Origin of the sequence: Acidovorax sp. NB1 (assembly GCF_005405905.1) — a bacterium.
In the GTDB taxonomy this organism is placed as follows: Bacteria; Pseudomonadota; Gammaproteobacteria; order Burkholderiales; family Burkholderiaceae_C; genus Acidovorax.
Genome location: NZ_BJHU01000058.1, coordinates 36,245 through 52,965 on the forward strand (window position 1 = coordinate 36,245; position 16,721 = coordinate 52,965).

General features: G+C 63.1%; 13 protein-coding genes. All 13 read left to right on the plus strand.

All coding sequences use genetic code 11. From position 1 onward, the window contains the following. Positions 1-10: 10 nt before the first annotated feature. The 13 genes from AvAM_RS24330 to maiA all read left to right on the plus strand — a co-directional run bounded on the left by AvAM_RS24330 (position 11) and on the right by maiA (position 16,718). Positions 11-3,130: an efflux RND transporter permease subunit gene (locus AvAM_RS24330; RefSeq protein WP_137749485.1), complete on the plus strand. Its 3,120-nt coding sequence runs from the start codon at positions 11-13 to the stop codon at positions 3,128-3,130. Between the two features lie 72 nt (positions 3,131-3,202). Then, entirely contained in the window at positions 3,203-3,601 is a 399-nt protein-coding gene (locus AvAM_RS24335) for a hypothetical protein (protein WP_137749486.1), read from the plus strand. A gap of 735 nt (positions 3,602-4,336) precedes the next feature. Continuing rightward, positions 4,337-5,893, plus strand: coding sequence for a methyl-accepting chemotaxis protein (locus AvAM_RS24340; protein ID WP_137749487.1), 1,557 nt, complete (start codon positions 4,337-4,339; stop codon positions 5,891-5,893). A 39-nt stretch (positions 5,894-5,932) separates the two neighbouring features. After that, complete coding sequence (locus AvAM_RS24345) at positions 5,933-7,294, plus strand: PAS domain-containing methyl-accepting chemotaxis protein (RefSeq protein WP_137749488.1); 1,362 nt, start codon at positions 5,933-5,935, stop codon at positions 7,292-7,294. 4 nt (positions 7,295-7,298) lie between these two features. Then, positions 7,299-8,828: a chemotaxis protein CheW gene (locus AvAM_RS24350; RefSeq protein WP_171012393.1), complete on the plus strand. Its 1,530-nt coding sequence runs from the start codon at positions 7,299-7,301 to the stop codon at positions 8,826-8,828. A gap of 554 nt (positions 8,829-9,382) precedes the next feature. Continuing rightward, the gene (locus tag AvAM_RS24355) at positions 9,383-10,708 is read left to right on the plus strand and encodes an aromatic ring-hydroxylating dioxygenase subunit alpha (RefSeq protein ID WP_137749490.1); all 1,326 of its coding nucleotides are present in this window, start codon (positions 9,383-9,385) and stop codon (positions 10,706-10,708) included. 5 nt (positions 10,709-10,713) lie between these two features. After that, complete coding sequence (locus tag AvAM_RS24360; protein ID WP_121505892.1) at positions 10,714-11,187, plus strand: aromatic-ring-hydroxylating dioxygenase subunit beta; 474 nt, start codon at positions 10,714-10,716, stop codon at positions 11,185-11,187. 9 nt (positions 11,188-11,196) lie between these two features. Continuing rightward, a complete protein-coding gene (locus AvAM_RS24365; RefSeq protein WP_137749491.1) occupies positions 11,197-11,520 on the plus strand; it encodes a non-heme iron oxygenase ferredoxin subunit in 324 nt (107 codons plus the stop codon). 38 nt (positions 11,521-11,558) lie between these two features. Then, positions 11,559-12,836 (plus strand): NAD(P)/FAD-dependent oxidoreductase, encoded by a 1,278-nt coding sequence (locus AvAM_RS24370; RefSeq protein WP_137749492.1) that lies wholly within the window; start codon positions 11,559-11,561, stop codon positions 12,834-12,836. Positions 12,837-12,979: 143 nt separating this feature from the next. Beyond that, positions 12,980-13,696: a fumarylacetoacetate hydrolase family protein gene (locus AvAM_RS24375; RefSeq protein WP_137749493.1), complete on the plus strand. Its 717-nt coding sequence runs from the start codon at positions 12,980-12,982 to the stop codon at positions 13,694-13,696. 34 nt (positions 13,697-13,730) lie between these two features. Continuing rightward, positions 13,731-14,849 (plus strand): cupin domain-containing protein, encoded by a 1,119-nt coding sequence (locus AvAM_RS24380; RefSeq protein ID WP_375708171.1) that lies wholly within the window; start codon positions 13,731-13,733, stop codon positions 14,847-14,849. A gap of 205 nt (positions 14,850-15,054) precedes the next feature. Then, positions 15,055-16,077, plus strand: a complete 1,023-nt coding sequence (locus AvAM_RS24385; RefSeq protein WP_137749495.1) for a tripartite tricarboxylate transporter substrate binding protein — start codon at positions 15,055-15,057, stop codon at positions 16,075-16,077. Positions 16,078-16,079: 2 nt separating this feature from the next. After that, complete coding sequence (gene maiA / locus AvAM_RS24390) at positions 16,080-16,718, plus strand: maleylacetoacetate isomerase (protein ID WP_137749496.1); 639 nt, start codon at positions 16,080-16,082, stop codon at positions 16,716-16,718. Positions 16,719-16,721: the final 3 nt, after the last annotated feature.

Below are 16,721 nucleotides of genomic sequence, written 5' to 3' on the forward strand. Positions count from 1 at the left end.
AGCCACCGCAATGTTCAAGTGGCTTCTAGAAAACAGCCTGACTAACAGGCTGCTGGTGCTCATCGCCGCTGCCGTGCTCATGGCCTATGGCGCTTTCACGCTCTCGCGCACGCCGGTGGACGTGTTCCCCGACCTCAACAAACCCACCGTCACCCTCATGACCGAGGCGGGCGGCATGGCCGCCGAAGAGGTGGAGCAGCTCATCACCTTCCCGCTGGAGACCACCATGAACGGCCTGCCGGGCGTGGAGAGCGTGCGCTCCACCTCCAGCGCGGGCCTGTCGTTCATCTATGTCACCTTCGACTGGAGCACCGACATCTACCGCGCGCGCCAGATGGTGTCGGAGCGCCTGTCGTCCATGGAAGAGGGCCTGCCCAGCGGCATCACGCCACGCATGGGGCCCATCAGCTCCATCATGGGCGAGATCATGCAGGTGGCCATCCCCATCGATGCGGCCAAGACCACGCCCATGGCCGTGCGCGAGTACGCCGACTGGGTGCTGCGCCCGCGCCTCATGGCCATCCCCGGCGTGGCGCAGGTCATCCCCATCGGCGGCGAGGTGCGCCAGTTCCAGGTGCTGCCCGACACGGCACGCATGGCGGCGCTGGGCATCACGCACGAGCAGCTCACGGGCGCACTCAAGGGCTTTGCGGCCAATACCTCGGGTGGGTTTCTGGAACTGGGCGGGCGCGAATACCTCATCCGCCACCTGGGCCGCACCTCGCGGCTCGAAGACCTGCAGAACCTGGCACTCACCGCCAAAAACGGCCAAAGCGTGCTGCTGCGCCAGGTGGCCGATGCGACCTTTGCCGCCGCCACCAAACGCGGCGACGCGGGCTTTGAAGGGCAGGGCGCCGTCATCCTGGGCATCCAAAAGCAGCCCACGGCCGACACCATCGGCCTCACGCGCAGCATCGAGGCCGCGCTGGTGGACCTGAAGAACTCGCTGCCCACCGGCATGGAGGCGCCCCGCGTCACCTTCCGCCAGGCGAGTTTTATCGAGGCCTCGGTCACCACCTTGCAGGGCAAGCTCATGGGCGCCTCGGTGTTTGTGGCGATGATTTTGTTCGTGTTCCTGGGCACGCTGCGGCCCACGGTGATTGCGCTCACGGCCATCCCGGTGTCCATCTTCATTACCGCGCTGGTGTTCAAGTACTTCGGCCTGTCGATCAACACCATGACGCTGGGCGGCCTGGCCATTGCCATCGGCGGTCTGGTGGACGACGCCGTGGTCGATGTAGAAAACGTGCTGCGCCGCCTGAAGGTGGACCGCGCCAAGCACCCCCACCACCGCCTGCACCCCATCGAGGTGGTCAAGCTCGCGTCGATGGAAGTGCGCTCGGGCATCCTCTATGCCACGGCCATCATCGTGCTGGTGTTCTTGCCGCTGTTTGCGCTGCCGGGCATCGAGGGGCGGCTGTTTGTGCCGCTGGGCATTGCGTTCATCGTGTCCACGCTGGCGTCCCTGCTGGTGTCGGTCACCGTCACGCCAGTGCTGGCGTTTTACCTGCTGCCGCGCATGAAGAACCTCGACCATGGTGACACCCGCGTGGTGGCCTGGCTCAAGGCGCGCTACCGCAACGGGCTTGCAGCCGTGCTGGCGCGCCCACGCACCGCCCTGGCCGTGAGCGCGGCGGCGGTGGCGCTGTCGGCAGCGGCGGTGCCGTTTTTCCCTACCACGTTCTTGCCGCCGTTCAACGAAGGCACGCTGCTCATCGGCATGCGGCTCAACCCCGGCGTCACGCTGGCCGAATCGAGCGCGCTGGCCCGCCAGGCCGAGGTGCTGGTGCGCCAGGTGCCCGAGGTCACCCACGTGGGCCGGCGCAGTGGCCGTGCCGAGCTGGACGAGCATGCCGAAGGCGTACACGTGAGCGAGCTGGACGTGGGCCTGCTGCCTGCCGCCGAGCTGAAACGCAGCATGGCCGAGGTGCAGGCCGACATCCGCAGCCGCCTCGCGCACCTGCCTGCCGCCATCGCCATCGGCCAGCCCATCTCGCACCGCATCGACCACATGCTGTCGGGCGTGCGCTCGCAAATCGCCATCAAGCTCTTTGGTGACGACCTGGACACCCTGCGCGGCCAGGCCGAAGCCCTGCGCGCACGGCTGGCCACCATCCCCGGCCTGGCCGACCTGGAGGTGGAAAAACAGGTGCTGGCACCGCAGATCACCGTGCGCGTGGACTACGCCGCCGCCGCCCAAATGGGCGTGCCCGCACCCCAGGTGCTGGCTGCGCTGCAAACGCTGGTCGAGGGCGAGAAAGTAGCCCAGGTGGTGGAAGGCAGCCGCCGCTTTGCGCTGGTGGTGCGCCTGCCCGACAGCGCACGCTCCATCGACGGCCTGGCACGTGTGCTCATCGACACGCCCCGTGGCCCCGTGCCCCTGTCGCGCCTGGCCACCATCGAAGAAGGCGACGGCCCCAACCAGATCAGCCGCGATGATGGCAAGCGCCGCATCGTGCTGTCGGCCAACGCGCAGGGCAGGGCGCTGTCCGACGTGGTGGCCGACATCCGCCAGGCCGTGGGCGAAACCCGCCTGCCCGAGGGCTACTTCATCACCCTGGGCGGCCAGTTCCAGGCGCAGGAAGAAGCCAGCCGCCTGGTGGGCCTGCTGGCCATCGTCTCGCTGGTGCTGATGTTTGTGGTGCTGTACACGCGCTACCGCTCGGCCACGCTGTCGGCCCTCATCATGGCCAACATCCCGCTGGCGCTGGTGGGCGCGGTGCTGGGGCTGTGGGTGTCGGGCCAGCCGCTGTCAGTGGCGGCACTGATCGGCTTCATCACGCTGGCGGGCATCTCGGTGCGCAACGGCATTTTGAAAGTGAGCCACTACCTCAACCTGATGCGCGTGGAAGGCGAGCGCTTTGACACCGCCATGATCGTGCGCGGCTCGCTGGAGCGCCTGAGCCCCGTGCTGATGACCGCCCTGGTCACCGCCTTTGCCCTGGCCCCGCTGCTGCTGGAGGCCGAGCGCCCCGGCACCGAAATCCTGCACCCGGTGGCGGTGGTCATCTTCAGCGGCCTCATCAGCTCCACGCTGCTCGACACCTTCCTCACCCCGGCCCTGTTCTGGCTGTTTGGCCGCAAGGATGCCGAACGCCTGCTGGACGACAAGAACGCCGAGGCGTTCTGAGCTTTTCCTGTTTTGTGTTTGTTCTCTTTATTTGTTCGTTTGCTTTTTCATTCACCCGTTGAAAGGACTCTCATGAAAACCACCCGCCAACTTTTCGCCGCCCTGGCCCTCGCAGCTGTGGCCACCACCGCCGCTTACGCCGCTGGCGACCACGGCGCAGGCCACGACCACAAGCCCCAACACGGCGGCATCGTGGCCGAAGCCAACGACATGGACTACGAACTCGTCGCCAAGCCCGACACTCTGACCCTGCACCTGCGCGACCACGGCAAACCCGCCAAGACCGAGGGCGTGAGCGCCAAGCTCACCCTGCTGAACGGCACCGAAAAATCCGAGGCTGTGCTTGTACCGGCAGGCGAGGGTAGGCTCGAAACCAAAGGCACCTTCAAGGTCGCAGCAGGCACCAAGGTGGTGGCGCTGGTGACGCTACCGGGCAAGAAGGCAGCGAATGTGCGGTTTGCGGTGAAGTAAGCCGTTGCCTGAGAGAGAAAGAAAGCGTTGCGCACCACGCGCCGCCGCGCTGGCTTTTGCTGGCGCGGCGGTGTGTTGTCTGTCTCAGTTGCAGTGCGCCTTGAGCACCGGCGAGATTGGTGCGTGCGTGGTTTCAGTGGTGCGGTGTGCCGAAATTTGAAGAATATCGGGCTCTACCGCCTATCTATAAAGCGCTTGTAGCTATCAAATTAGTAGTGATGTGATTGATGCCGGGCGCAAGGTGCTGAGCGTCCGTGGGCGGGAATAGGCAGATTTTTTAGGCGGAGTGTCTGGCCGTTATAGGCTGATCTGAGTCATTCACAGCCCAGTGCTTCAGTGACAGCAACCGCAAGCACCGGTCCTTGACCACCTCGCATCCTGAATGGCTTCGCCACCCTTGTTGCCGGGAGCGCGCTTGCGCAGCGCCAGCCGGCTCGAACGACCGGTCCTTAGCGCAACCACGTACTCATGTCGACGCACCAGAGACCGTCACGGTCTACCGGAAGTTCAGTCTTTGCTTTCGACGGGACTCAGAAAATTTCAAAAATGGCAAAAATAGAAATTTCTGCAAATTTGACAAATATCATTTTTATCATTATATTTGGGCCATCGATCCAGAAACCACCCACCCACGTTCATGACCTCACCCTCAATTTCGTCCTCCTCCTTTTCCCAAAATTGGATTGAGCAGCGCTTCCTCAGCATCACAGCGCGCTCTGATTGGAGCGCCGCCAGATGAATAATCTAAAAATTTCCACCCGCTTAGCAGCCCTTCTTGCAGTGCTGTGCTGCCTGGTCTTGATGGTTGGAGGCATTGGCCTTGTGGGAATGGGCCACTCGAATACAGGGCTCAAGTCGGTATACGACGACAGGGTAGTCCCTCTCAAGCAGCTCAAGATCGTGGCGGACATGTATGCCGTCAACGTGGTGGATGCCGCCCACAAGGTGCGGGATGGGGGCATGACACCTGCCCAGGGCCTGCAATCAGTGAATGATGCTCGCAAAGCGATCGAATCAAACTGGACTGCCTATCTGGCTACACAGCTGGCACCGGAAGAGGTCAAGCTCGTGGATCAATTCAAGCCCCTACAGGCGAATGCAGACAAAGCGACAGAGGTGTTGCAAGGGCTTTTTCGAGCTGGCGACATTCCTGGCATCACCACCTTTGCTGCCAAAGATATGTATCCGGCGATGGATCCTTTACAGGATGTGCTGAGCCAGCTCATACAAGTGCAACTCGATGAGGCCAAGAAAGAGTACGACAGTGCTGCAGCAAGCTACCAGACCATCTGGGTCGTGACCACGAGTGCAGTAGTGCTGGGGTTACTGCTGGCACTACTGGTTGGCGGCTCGATGATCCGGCAGATTTCTCGCGCGCTGGGCGACGCGGTGCGGATTTCCGATGCGGTAGCTCAGGGCGACCTCACGGTGCCCATCCAGGCGCGGGGCAAGGACGAGATCGCCCAATTGCTGGGCGGCCTGACGACCATGCGCGACAACCTGGCGCATGTGGTATCGGGCGTGCGCGGCAACGCGCAGGGCGTGGCCTCGGCCAGTGCCGAGATCGCATCAGGCAACAACGACCTGTCGATCCGCACCGAACAGCAGGCTAGCGCGCTGCAGGAGACGGCAGCGTCAATGGAGGAGCTGAGTTCCACCGTCAAGCAGAACGCCGACAACGCCCGCCAGGCCAATCAGCTCGCCATGAGCGCGTCCACCGTGGCGGGGCAGGGCGGCGATGTGGTGGCCGAGGTGGTGACCACCATGAAGGGCATCAACGACAGCAGCAAAAAGATCGCCGACATCATCAGCGTGATCGACGGCATTGCGTTCCAGACCAACATCCTGGCGCTGAACGCGGCCGTGGAGGCCGCCCGCGCGGGCGAGCAGGGCCGGGGCTTTGCGGTGGTGGCGGGCGAGGTGCGCAATCTGGCCCAGCGCAGCGCCGAGGCGGCCAAAGAGATCAAGTCGCTCATCACTGCCAGCGTGGAGCGGGTCGAGCAGGGCACCCAGCTGGTGGACAAGGCGGGCATCACCATGACCGAGGTGGTGGGGGCCATTCGCCGCGTGACGGACATCATGGGCGAGATCAGCGCCGCCAGCAGCGAGCAGAGCACGGGCGTGTCGCAGGTGGGCGAGGCCGTCACGCAGATGGACCAGGTCACCCAGCAGAACGCGGCGCTGGTCGAGGAAATGGCGGCTGCTGCCAGCAGCCTGAGCCACCAGGCCCAGGCCTTGGTGGGGGCGGTGGCGGTGTTCAAGCTGGATGCACGAACGCTTCCCAGCAACTAGTCCCGGAACAAGCCCAATCCACCTTCGGAGATTCTTTCCATGACTGTTCAATATCTCGGTAACTCCGACTACTCGTCTTCGGGTTCAGATGCACGAGCTCAGGCGCTGTATATGGCCGTAAACCGCGTCCAAGCGGTCATCGAATTCTCACTCGATGGGAGAGTTCTGCATGCGAATGACAACTTTCTGCGTACCTTTGGCTACTCACTGCAGGAAGTCGTGGGCCAGCACCACAGCATCTTCTGCGCTCCGGATTTCGCCAAGTCTCACGAGTACATAGCATTCTGGGATCGATTGGAGAGGGGTGATTTCCATGCGGGAGAGTACAGAAGGCTGGACAAACAAGGTAGAGAGGTCTGGATACAAGCGTCCTACAACCCCGTTTTGAACGCGGAGGGGCGGCCTGAAAGCGTGGTCAAGTTCGCCACTGATATCACAGCCGAAAAAGTGCGAAATACAGAATTTGAGGGAAAGCTCGAAGCACTTTCGCGCTCTCAAGCCGTCATTGAGTTTGACATGCAGGGCAACGTCCTTGAGGCCAACCACAACTTCCTTCGCGCCTTGGGCTATACGCTGCCAGAGATACAAGGCAAGCACCACAGCATGTTCTGCACGGCCGCTCTAGTGAAGTCTGCCGAGTACCGCAACTTCTGGGCCTCCCTGTCGCTGGGTGAGTTCCAGAGCGGGCGTTACATGAGGTTGGGTAAACATGGGGCTGAGATTTGGATACAGGCCACCTACAACGCCATCATGGATGCGGAGGGTAAGCCGTACAAGATCGTGAAGTTCGCCATGGACGTGACCGAACAGGTTCAACGAGAACAGATGATTCGAGAAAAAGTGCCTGAGATAACGTCTGTTTTGAATCAACTTTCTGGGACGACCGACGGTGTCGCAAATAGCTCCCAAGAGTCACTGGCGCTCGCGCTATCGGCTCAGGAAGAAGCCTCTGGTGGCGCGGTTTTGCTAGAGCGCTCCCGAGAAGCTACCAGGCAGATTCAAAATGCGTCGCGCAGTGTCAATGACATCGTGGATACCATCCGCGAAATTGCCAGTCAAACCAATCTCCTAGCCTTCAACGCTGCTATCGAAGCAGCCCGTGCCGCTGAGCATGGGCTAGGTTTCTCTGTCGTGGCAGACGAAGTTCGCAAGTTGGCAGAAAAGTCCTCCTCTGCAACTAGGGGCATCAGTCAGTTGATGACAGAGACCCTTCTGCGCATAGAAGAGGGCAGCAGGATCTCCGAGCAAGTCGAGGATGTTTTTTCGCGAATCGTGCGCGCAGTAGGCAATTCGTGTGATGCGATGAAAGATATCCACAAGGCCTCAGTGCAGCAGGCTCAGGCAACGCACAGCGCTGCGCAATTGCTGTCAGAGTTAGATGGGTCGACGAGAGTGGGCTAGGCCGATGTCGAAATCACAGCCGCTGCCGCAGCACAAGTCAAATCGGTATGCACTTGTTTGTACAGGAAGCATTACCTTAGCTGTTGCCGTTGAAGAGGTCGGCCAGGCATTTTCGCTCGATGGACAAGCCTCCCATCTCCCGCGCCAGGAGCGCGCTCTGCTTGGGGTGTGCCTATACCGAGACCTAGTGGTGCCAATAGTAGACCTCGCTTGTTGGGGTAGCCTGCAGCAGATGGACCCGATGGGCTCTAACGCGCAGGTACTTATCCTGCAGAAGTCGGGGATGATGACAGGTCTAGCCATTGAGCGCACCGTAGGCATTGTTGAGGTTGCGCCCGAAGGGTTGACTCGAATACATCATGACAACTCCTCGGTCGAGCTATTCCACAGCGTGTTGCAAGTTCAGGGATTCTCTACGTCCGTTCCCTTGCTGGATACCGAGCATCTTCTAAAGCTAACTCAGGTATGGACACAAGAGCGACTAGCTATCAATCACGCACTCCGCCCCGCTCCGAACCCAAATCAGGAGAGTCCACAGAGGGGCAACTCGAGCGCCAATTCACGTACTTTCACAGAGGTCCACGTCGTGTTCGAGATAGGTGGATCGCGTTTTGCCCTGCCGGTTCAGTCGGTGGGCACGTTGATGACGACACCCCCCATACAAAAGTTACCTGCTCTAGTGAATGGCCTGCATGGCGTATTTGCCTGGGGTCGGCGCAAGGTGCCGGTGGTGCGTATTCACCAGGTCCTGGGGCTTGAACCGCCACTGCCCAACGCACCGCTTGAATCAAGGTTGCTCGTCGTTTGCACGGCAGGTGAATCGCTTGGGGTATTGGTGGACCACATAGTGTCAGTACAGCGGTTCGAATCAAGTAGGCTGCAGCCTTCAGGTACCCCGCTCGGCACCAGCGTGGTACCGGGACACGGTGATGCAGTCGGGCGCCCTATACAGTTGTTGTCGATAGAAGGACTGCTCAGCGCTATGCCCGTGGGCGCCATCGGCGCTGATCCCCAAAGGGAGAAATCTGAGCGCGACCAAGGTGGCACGCTCTCCAGTGGGGAGAGTGTCCTCGGAGATCAAGGCGGTGGTGAGTCGGTTGTTTCACCAGAGGCCAGCCTGGTCTTTCAAGCAGGCCGCGTCATGGCAACCCCATTGAAAGTCATACAGGAGATTACGAGATGGGAACCGTTGAGTAAGGGGGAAGACATTTCCCGCGAAACTCACTACTCGTGGCGTGGAAACCTGATACCACTGCTTGACCTGCGCTTTGCGATGGAAGGAGTGGCCAGTACTACTGGATCGGATGCGCGTGTACTTATTGTGAGAGAGGGTGACGGCTTTACGGCAATGCAGGTGGAGGCAGTAGTCGATTTAGTACCCGCATTTTCGGGCACCCTTGTTTCGCTGCAACTTAATAGAGGTCGAAGTGTTCAGGTTCTCACTGCCCAGGTGGAAGGCCAGCAAGAAAGCTATGAAATTGTAGAACTCAGTCACCAATCCCGAGCATCCCAAGATCAGCGCCATCTTGCATAAGAGCCTACTTTGTTGGCGCCGATTGAATCTTGACAGTGTGGGGTGCGGATAAAAACTTGGACTGGTTTTATGCCGTGAGTCCAAGGCTCTCTCGGTACTCGATGGGACAGCGTGAACCAGCGACTGCAACCGCTGCAAAGTAGCCCCTGCGGATCTGAACTGATCTGAAATGCCTTCGCATGGCCCAGCCACCCATCGGCTGAGCATTGTCCCCAACGACATGCCAGCCACGCAAGGTGCCCGCCCGGCCCAGACCCATCGGTAGAAGTTTCCGGCCGACCGCCCCTAGTCCCCACTCCCGTCTGACTCGTTCATGCCACCTGCATGCGGCGTGGCCCTGCGCGCCTTGCGCCGCCAAATGACCCAGCAATCTCTTGCGCCTCCATCAGAGTCATATTCACCTGAGTGATGTGAAACATCACCAGCCTTCCATTGACTGATATTGCTGCAACGCGAATGATCGATCCCCAGGCGCTGAGTGCATCCGCACCGGCCTCAAAAGACGGATGAATTGATCGACAGACCCGCGATGACAAAAAGCAAAGGAGACGCCCATGCATGAATGCCCCGTCACCGTGTTCCCACGGCAGATCCGCTGGGAGACGGACGGCACCAGCCGCATTCCCTTTCAGGCCTATACCGATGAGGCGCTGTACCGCAAGGAGCTGGACCGTTTGTTCTACAACGGGCACTGGTGTTATGTCGGCCTGGAGGCGGAGATTCCCAACGCGGGGGATTTCAAGCGCACGGTGATTGGCGAGCGCTCGGTGCTGCTGGTGCGCGACAAGGATGCTTCGATCCATGTGGTGGAAAACGTCTGCGCCCACCGGGGCATGGCGTTTTGCCGCGAGCGGCATGGCAACCGCGAGAGCCTGACCTGCCCCTACCACCAGTGGAACTACACCCTGTCGGGCGACTTGCAGGGCGTGCCGTTTCGGCGGGGTGTGAAGCAGGATGGCAAGGTCAACGGCGGCATGCCTGCGGACTTCAACCCGGCAGAGCATGGGCTGACCAAGCTCAAGGTGGCCGCGCGTGGCGGCGTGGTGTTTGCGTCGTTCGACCACAGCGTGGAGCCGCTGGAGGAGTTTTTGGGCCCCACCATCCTGGGCTACTTTGACCGGCTGTTCAATGGCCGCAAGCTCACCATCCTGGGCTACAACCGCCAGCGCATTCCGGGCAACTGGAAGCTGATGCAAGAGAACATCAAGGACCCGTACCACCCCGGTCTGCTGCACACCTGGTTCGTCACCTTTGGGCTCTGGCGTGCCGACAACAAGTCGCAGTTGCTGATGGATGCGCAGCACCGCCACGCGGCCATGGTCTCGACCCGTGGCGCGGCGGGCAAGGCGGCGGATGTGACGCAGGTGTCGAGCTTCAAGGCCAGCATGGAGTTGAACGACCCGCGCTTTTTGGACATTGCGCAGGAGGACTGGTGGGCGGGGCCACCCCCGGCAGCCAGCGGGGAGGGTGCAGCGGCGCCCAGCGCGCCAGCATCGGTGCCCACGGCGGTGATGATGACGGTGTTCCCCAGCGTGATTTTTCAGCAGCAGGTCAATAGTGTGTCTACACGGCACATCCAGCCCGATGGCAAGGGGGCGTTTGATTTTGTGTGGACGCACTTTGGCTTTGAGGACGACAGCGCAGAGATGACGCAGCGCCGCCTGCGCCAGGCCAATCTGTTCGGCCCGGCGGGCTTTGTGTCGGCCGATGATGGCGAGGTGATCGAGTGGTCGCAAGAAGGCTTTGAGACCAAGCCCGCGCACCGCACGCTGGCCGAGCTGGGCGGGCGTGAGGTGGGCGACACGGATCACATGGTGACCGAGACGCTGATCCGGGGCATGTATGAATACTGGCGCAAGGTGATGGAGGCGGAGGCTTGACCATGATGGACTTCCAGACCTACTTTGAACTGAACCAGCTCTATGCCCGTTACGCCCGCGCCCTGGATGCGGCGGACTGGGAGGCTTGGCCTGAGTTTTTCATCGACCACTGCGTGTACAAGCTGCAGCCCCGCGAGAACCACGAGCGCGGGTTTCCGCTGGCCACGCTGGCGTTTGACAGCAAGGGCATGCTGAAAGACCGCGTCTACGGTATCCGCGAAACGCTGTTCCACGACCCCTATTACCAGCGCCATGTAGTGGGTGCGCCGCTGGTGCACCAGGTGGATGCCGATGGCCGCATCCACTGCGAGGCCAACTATGCGGTGCTGCGCACGCGGCTGTCGAAGGAATCGACGGTGTTCAACGTGGGGCGCACGCTGGATGAAGTGGTGCCCACGCCCGAGGGCTTGAAGTTTGCGTCGCGTCTGGTCGTCTACGACAGCGAGATGATCCCCAACTCGCTGATCTACCCCATTTGAGGAGCCGCCATGACGACGATGACAACGAATTGGATTGACGCCGCCGCGCAGGGCGATGTGCCCGAGGATGACGTGATTGGCCTGGCCGTGGCCGGGCGCGACATTGCGCTGTATGGCGTGGGCGGCGAGGTGTTTGCCACCGACAACATCTGTACCCACGGCAACGCACGTTTGTGCGATGGGTTTCTGGAGGGGCACGAGATCGAATGCCCTTTGCACCAGGGCAAGTTTGATGTGCGCAACGGCAAGCCCACCTGCGCGCCGGTCACCGAGCCGCTGCGCAGCTACCCCGTGAAGATCGAGGGTGGCCGCGTGTGGCTGGCCCTGGACTGAGCGCCTCCGAACGCCGTAACCCTCTCAAGGAGACCCCCATGACTGCCGAACGACCCCAGGTCGAGGCCGCCGCATGGCCGCATGAAGGCACCAGCGCCGACCCGGCCTCCACCGTCGTGATCGTCGGCGCGGGCCAGGCGGGCGGCTGGGCGGCGCAAACGCTGCGCAGCGAAGGCTTTGCGGGCCGCGTGGTGCTGGTCGGTGACGAAGCCCACCCGCCGCACGAGCGGCCACCGCTGTCGAAGGCGGTGCTATCGGGCGCTGCAGCGCCGGAGAGTACGCGCCTGATGAAGCCTGAAGCCTTTGATGCCCTGGCGGTGCAGTGGCGCCCCGGCGTGCAGGCGCGCCGCATTGACCGCGCTGCCAAGCAGGTGCTGCTGTCGGATGGCACAGCGCAGCCCTACGACAAGTTGATCCTGTGTACCGGCGGGCGTGCCCGGCGGCTGGCCGTGCCGGGGGCAGACCAGGTGCCGCTGCACACGCTGCGCACCATCGAAGACGCGCAGGCGCTGGCCCCGGCCCTTCGGCCTGGCCGCCGCGTGGTGGTGGTGGGCGGTGGCTGGATCGGCCTGGAGGTGGCAGCCACCGCACGCCAGCAGGGCGCGGATGTGGTGGTGGTAGAGACGCAAAGCCGCTTGTGTGAACGCAGCGTGCCTGCAGAGGTGTCGGCCTATTTGCTGGCGTTGCACCATGCGCAGGGCGTGCGTGTGCTGCTGGGCGCGGGGGTGCGGGGCTTTGCCCGCGCTGCAGATGACCGCTTGGAAGTCTTGCTGGCCGATGGCAGCGCGCTGGCCTGCGACACCATCGTGCTGGGCGTGGGCCTGGTGCCCAACGACGAACTGGCACGCGAGGCGGGTCTGGATTGTGATGGCGGCGTGCGGGTTGATGCCCAGTGCCGCACGTCCGACCCCGACATCCTGGCCGCTGGCGATGTGGCCGTGGCGCCCAGCCCCTGGGCGGGCCGCAGCCTGCGGCTGGAGTCGTGGCAAAACGCGCAAGAGCAGGGCATGGCCGCTGCGCGCTCGGCCCTGGGCCAGGCGGTGGACTACCAGCCGCTGCCCTGGTTCTGGTCCGACCAGTACGGCATGAACCTGCAGATTTACGGCATGCCCACGCCTGCGCACCGCATGGTGCAACGCGGCGACCCGGCCAGCGGCAGCTTTGTGCTGTGTTACTTGGCGGGCGATGTGGTGCAGGCCGCCGTGGGCGCTAACGCTGCGCGTGATTTGCGCTTTGCCCGCAGGCTGATTGAACAGCGCAAGCCGGTGGATGCCGAACGGCTGGCCGACTTGGGCACGCCGATGGCCAAGCTGTGAACCTGGATGGATGCCGCGCAAGGCTTCGACAAGCTCAGCCCGAACGGATTTTTAAGTGCAGCGAGGCCGATTCCATACATCCCTGCTGACATCACCAACGCCTACCAGAACCCGAACACGACAACCCGCTAAGGAAACCACCGATGACCACAACCACTGCCACCACCTACCTCTGGACCCCACCCCCCGTCTATTCGCTGCCCGTGCGTGGCCGTAGCGAGCGCCTGCCCATTCACCGCCTGTTCTTTGTGGGCCGCAACTACCACGCGCATGCGGTTGAGATGGGGCGGCCGGTGGACAAGTCGGTGGAAGTGCCGTTCTATTTCACCAAGGCGCCGTCTACGCTGGTCGAGTCGGGCGCCACCGTGGCCTACCCACCCGGCACGCAGAACTACCACCACGAAATGGAGCTGGTGCTGGCCATTGGCGCGCCGGGTTTTTGTGTGAGCGAGGCCGATGCGCCCGGCCTCATCTACGGCTATGCCTGCGGCCTGGACATGACGCGCCGCGACCTGCAACTGGTGGCGCGTGACAAGGGCCGGCCTTGGGACCTGGGCAAGGATGTGGAGCAGTCGTCCGTGGTCTCTGAAGTCGTGCCCATGCCGCAGGTGGTGCTGGGCCAGGGCAATCTGGAGCTGTCGGTCAACGGCACCGTGCGCCAGAAGTCCGACTTGTCCAAGCTGATCTGGAATATCCCCGAGCTGATTGCCGACCTGTCCAAGTTCTACCACCTGCAGCCGGGTGACTTGATTTTTACCGGCACGCCCGAGGGTGTGGGCCCCGTGCTGGCGGGCGACCGCATCGATGGCCACATCGAAGGCGTCGGCAGCATCTCGCTCCACGTTGGCGCGGCGGAATAAAAACACCCCATCCAGGAGACAAGCCACCATGACCATCGACCTCACGCCTTCCCCCGTGCGGCTGCATGCCGTTGCGGGCAAGGGCCAGCCCGATCCGACGCCTGAACTGGAGCAGCTGTACCGGGGCTTCGAGCAGGAGCTGCTGGTGCCGCTGTGGACGCAGATTGGCGACCTCATGCCCCGCCAGCCCCAGTCCAAGGCCGTGCCGCACTTGTGGCGCTGGGACCGCTTGAAGGCCCTGGCCGCGCAGGCGGGCGCCATCGTGCCCGTGGGCCGGGGCGGCGAGCGCCGGGCGATTGCGCTGGCCAACCCGGCGCTGGGCGGGCGCCCGTTTGCCACGCCCACGCTGTGGGCCGCTATTCAGTACCTGATGCCGGGCGAAGATGCGCCCGAGCACCGACACACGCAGCACGCGTTTCGGTTTGTGGTGGAAGGCGAGGGCGTGTGGACGGTGGTGAATGGCGATTCCGTGCGCATGTCGCGCGGCGACTTTTTGCCGCAGGCGGGCTGGAACTGGCACGCGCACCACAACGCGGCCACCGAGCCCATGGCCTGGATCGACGGCCTGGACATTCCGTTCTCGTACTACACCGAGAGCCAGTTCTTCGAAGTGGGGCGCGAGAAGCTCCCGCCCGCCGAGCGCACCACCGCCGAGCGTTCGTATTCGGAAAGGCTGTGGGGCCACCCCGGCCTGCGCCCGGTGTCGATGGTGCAGGCCCAGCCCGCCACGCCGCTGCTGGCCTACCGCTGGGTGGACACCGACCGGGCCCTGGCTGACCAGCTCGCATTGGAAGACGAAGGCCAGCCGGGCACGCTGAGCCTTGGGCACGCGGCGGTGCGCTTTACCAACCCCACCACCGGCGCCGATGTGCTGCCCACCATGCGGACCGAAATGCACCGCGTGCGCGCGGGCGGCGCAACGCGGGTGCACCGCGAGGTGGGTTCGTCTGTGTTCCAGGTGTTTGACGGCAGTGGCACCGTCACGGTGGGTGAGCGCACCTGGCAGGTGGCGCGAGGCGACTTGTTCGTGGTGCCGTCGTGGCAACCGTTCTCGGCCCAGGCGTCGGGCGCTGGTGCGCTTGACTTGTTCCGTTTCAGCGATGCGCCGATTTTTGAGGCACTGCACGCCCACCGCGCCCAGGTCGCCGGCTGAGCCCGCGACCTGCAGTGCGCACGCCTTTCTGGTTCAGCCTCGCTATCACCTCCAACCGTTCACGCTGAGCTTGCCGAAGCGCCGCGCAGGGCTTCGACACGCTCAGCCCGAACGGGTGGTTTGAGATCAAACGTCCATTTCGTTCATGTCGCCCATTTAAACGCCGCTTTCGCCCACTTCCATAACTTCAAAGAGAGACAACGTGATGTTCAACACCCGACCCAACACCCCACGCACCCCCACACCCCGCAGCGGTAAAGCGCTTTGCGCCCTGGCCTTTGTGGTTCTATCAACCGCCGCAGGCGTGCCCCACGCCGTGGCCCAGACCTTCCCCGCCAAACCCGTCCGCTCCGTCGCTCCGTATTCGCCCGGCAGCGGCCCCGACGCGGTGATGCGCATCCTCAGCGAGCGCTTGTCGCGCAACTGGGGCCAGCAACTCGTCATCGACAACAAGCCGGGGGCCAACGGCTTCATCGCCATCAGCGACGCCAAACGCGCAGCGCCTGACGGCTACACGGTGCTGCAGGTAGACAACACGCACATGGCTCTGCAGCCGCACGTGTTCAAGCAGCTGCCCTACGACCCGGTGAAAGACTTTGAGCCCGTCGCGCCGGTGTACTTCACCAACTTTTTTGTGGTGGTAGCGGCCAACTCGCCCTGGAAGGATGTGGGAGATTTGATCAAGGCAGCCAAGGCGGCGCCGGGGGACATCACCTACGGCTCCTGGGGCATTGGTAGCGTGGCCCATGTGGGCGCGGCGAGTCTGGAGGCAGCAACGGGCACAAAGATGATGCATGTGCCCTACAAGGACATGGGCAGCGTCTACACCTCGGTGGCCACGGGCGACATCAAGTGGGCGTTTGGCACGGCGGCGACGGCCGGGCCGATGTACCAGGCGAAGAAGGTGAAATTTCTGGCGCTGGCCGCACCCCAGCGTCTGGCGGGCTTTACCGATATTCCGACCATGGGCGAGGCCGGTGGCCCGGCCGGGTTTGAGGTGAAGACCTGGGTGGGCCTGTTCGCGCCCGCAGGCACGCCCAAGGCCGTCATCGAGAAGATCAATGCCGACGTAGGCAAGGTGCTGGCCACGCCAGAGGTCAAAGAGCGCCTGGCGACCTTTGGCTTTGAGCCCTACATCGGCCCGCCTGCTGAACTCACCAAGGCGATCGAGCGCGATTCGCGCACGTTTGGTGAAGTCGTCAAGCGCGCCAAGATTGCCCTGGACTGACCATGAAGATCTATTCCTTCTTTCGCAGCGGAACCTCCCACCGCCTGCGCATTGCGCTCAACCTCAAGGGGCTGGCCTACGAGCAGATTGCGGTCGATTTGCGGCGCGAGGAGCATCTGGCCGATGCCTTCAAGGCGATCAACCCGCAGCAGTTCGTGCCCGTTCTGGAGGCCGACGAGCGCCTGATGATCCAGTCGCCCGCCATCATCGAGTGGCTCGAAGAGCGCTATCCCACCCCGCCGCTGCTGCCCGGCGATGCGGGTGACCGCGCCCAGGTGCGCGCCCTGGCCGCCATCGTGGGCTGCGACATCCACCCCATCAACAACCGCCGCATTCTGGAGGCGCTGCGCCACCGCTTCGGTGCCGACGAGGCGGCCGTGAACGACTGGTGCGGCACCTGGATCAGCGCGGGCTTTGATGCCATTGAGGCGCTGTTGGCCAAAGACCCGCAGCGCGGTGACTTCTGCTTTGGCACTACCCCCACGCTGGCCGATGTGTACCTGGTGCCGCAGGTGGAGAGTGCCCGCCGTTTCAAGGTGGACCTGGCGCGCTGGCCGCTGGTGCAGGCCGTGGACGCGGCGTGCGCACAGCTGGATGCGTTTCGCAAGGCGGCGCCTGGCGCACAGCCGGACGCGGGCTGAGCT